The 2,549-nt window shown below is 62.0% G+C and carries 3 protein-coding genes; 2 read left to right on the plus strand and 1 reads right to left on the minus strand.

Going from position 1 to position 2,549, the window contains the following annotated elements; all coding sequences use genetic code 11:
- The coding region (locus IB286_RS15280; RefSeq protein ID WP_190767018.1) for an AraC family transcriptional regulator ligand-binding domain-containing protein at nt 1-449 on the minus strand (449 nt) is incomplete at its 3' end.
- Between the two features lie 238 nt (nt 450-687).
- Here IB286_RS15280 and IB286_RS15285 point away from each other — a divergent pair.
- Together IB286_RS15285 and IB286_RS15290 are read left to right on the plus strand one after the other, a co-directional pair.
- Nucleotides 688-2,193, plus strand: coding sequence for an aldehyde dehydrogenase family protein (locus tag IB286_RS15285; RefSeq protein ID WP_190767020.1), 1,506 nt, complete (start codon nt 688-690; stop codon nt 2,191-2,193).
- 36 nt (nt 2,194-2,229) lie between these two features.
- Nucleotides 2,230-2,549, plus strand: a 320-nt coding sequence (locus IB286_RS15290; RefSeq protein ID WP_190767022.1) for an iron-containing alcohol dehydrogenase, incomplete at its 3' end; no start/stop codon positions are given.

Raw genomic sequence — 2,549 nt, forward strand, 5'->3', positions numbered from 1 at the left:
CGAATGATGAAGGCGTTCCAGGCGTCGATGGTTTCAAAGGCGACGCCGTCTGCAACTACCTCCAGAACCAGGCAGAAGCGGCCTTCGCTCTCCTCGATGCGATAGGAACCCTGGTTGCTGGCAATACGGAAATAGTAGACCAGCCGTTCACAGGCGTCCCGCAGGGTGGCGCTGGCCAGCAGGGCATAGCCCAGGGCGTGGACATTGGAGGGGTGGAGAAAGCGCGCGGCGACCAAGCCGAAAGCGGGGTTGCCGGTAGATTTGACCGCTTCCCGGAACAGCGTGGCCATCTGGACGGTGGTATAGCGATCCAGTGGATCCTGGCTGGGGGCGTCACTCAACCCGGCGGCCTTAAATACAGCGGCCGCATCGTGGCCATTCGCTTCCAGTGCCATGTGGATGGCCATGGTGTAGGAGGCGATAGTCGTAGCGGATGTGGAATCACTCATCCTGCGGTTGTTCCCTCGTTATCGTTATGCCCTCAACGGGATAGCGCTAGCATAACAATTTGATTACGTAGGCAAAAGTGCTGCTTTTAGGGCCTCCATTTGAATCTGCAGGCGAGGCCCTGTGGGTATAACCCCGACAGTTTTGCCGGGTTATTTGTCGCTAGGGCCAAGTCTGGTACCCGGGATGGGTCTAGCCTGTGTCACAAATAACACATCAACCTAACAGGGAGAGGTCCCAGTGAGCATCCCCACCCAGCAACACATCATCAACGGCGAGTTCGTTCCGCCATCATCCGGCCAGTATATCGACCTGATCGATCCCGTATCCGGCCAGGTTGCCGGCAAGGCCGCGGCGGGTAACGCCGCCGATGTCGACGCGGCTGTCGCGGCGGCAGCAGAAGCGTTCAAGACCTGGAAAAACACCCCGACCAGCGAACGTGCAGGTATCATCGCCCGGATGGCGCTAGTGCTGGGTGCCAACCTGGAGGAATTGCTGACGCTGGAGGCGGCCTGTACCGGCCTCGGCGTCACTCGTCTGAAGGGCTTCGATATTCCTGCGGTCATGCAGTTTATCCAGATCTTCGCCGAGGGGCTGGAAAGCTACCCCTTTGTCGAGTATCCCCCGGTGCGGCTCGCACCCGAGGCGCACGATGTCCGGGTGGTGAAGCAGCCCCTGGGCGTCTGTGGCCTGATCACTGCCTGGAACGGCCCCCTGTTCCTGGCTTTCCTCAAGATGCTGCCGGCGATTGCCGCGGGCAACACCGTGGTCATCAAGCCCGCCGAGACCGCCTCGCTGGCGGTGGTGCGGGCGATGGAACTGATGCAGGACCTGCTGCCCCCCGGGGTGGTCAACGTGGTTACCGGCTACGGCCAGGACGTGGGCGCAGCCCTGTCCTCCCACCCGGGTGTCGCCAAGATTTCCTTCACCGGCTCTGGTCGTACGGGCACCATGATCCAGAAGGCGGCGGCCGAAACCATGAAACGGGTGACCCTGGAACTGGGCGGCAAGGGGCCGGGTATTGTGTTGCCAGATGCCCCCATCGAACTGACCGCCAGGGGCGCCACTTTCGGCTTCCTGCTGGGTTCGGGACAAATCTGTATCTCGGGCACCCGCCTGTTCGTTCACGAGTCCATTCACGACGAACTGGTGGCGCGCATGGTCGAGCTGGTCGGCAATTTGAAGGCCGGCAGCCAGTTTGCCCCTGAAACTACACTGGGCCCCATGGCCTACCGCGAGCACTACGAACGGGTGCTGGGCTATGTGGAGTCCGGCAAGGCAGAAGGTGCGACCCTCGCCTGTGGCGGCGGGCCGCTGCAGGTTGACGAGTACTCCGACGCGATGTTTGTGCAGCCCACCATCTTCACCGATGTTACCCCGGACATGAAGATCTACAACGAGGAGATTTTCGGCCCGGTACTGTCGGTGATCAAGTACAGCGATGTCGAGGACGCCATCGCCCTGGCCAACGACAGCTGCTACGGCCTGTCCGCGGGTGTGTGGACCGGCGACCCCATCGGCGCCCAGGCAGTCGCCCAGCGGCTGGAGGCGGGCACCGTGTGGGTCAACGACTGGCACGCGATCACCGGCGACATGTCCTTCGGCGGCCACAAGCAGAGTGGTTACGGGCGCGAGATCAATATCGCGTCCCTGGAAGGCTACCTGGAAACCAAGAACTACATGACAAGCTTCGAGACCGACCCGAATGCCAAGGCCTTCTTCGGCCTGGTTCACCAGGTCGTCTGAGCCCGGCTGTCATTAACGCTATAGAGGAATAAAAAGATGTCCAGCACTGGCGCATTTCAATACTGGCAGCGGACCATGGTTCACGCGGGCCCCGGCACTGTCATCCGCCTGCCCGGCCTGTTCAGCGGCCTGGGAAGCAAGAAAGTTCTCCTGGTCAGCGACAAGGGCCTGAAAGATGTGGGGATTGTCGACAAGGTAGCAGCCCTGTTTGACGAGCAGCGTGGCCCCGGCGGCGTTCGCCTGGCGGGTGTATTTACCGACACCGCCCCGGACGCGGAGTCCGGCTGTATCGACGACTGTCTGGCGATGGCACGGGCAACTGGCGCCGACGGCCTGCTGGCCGTGGGTGGCGGCAG

It is taken from the genome of Spongiibacter pelagi, from assembly GCF_014705705.1.
Lineage (GTDB): Bacteria > Pseudomonadota > Gammaproteobacteria > Pseudomonadales > Spongiibacteraceae > Spongiibacter > Spongiibacter pelagi.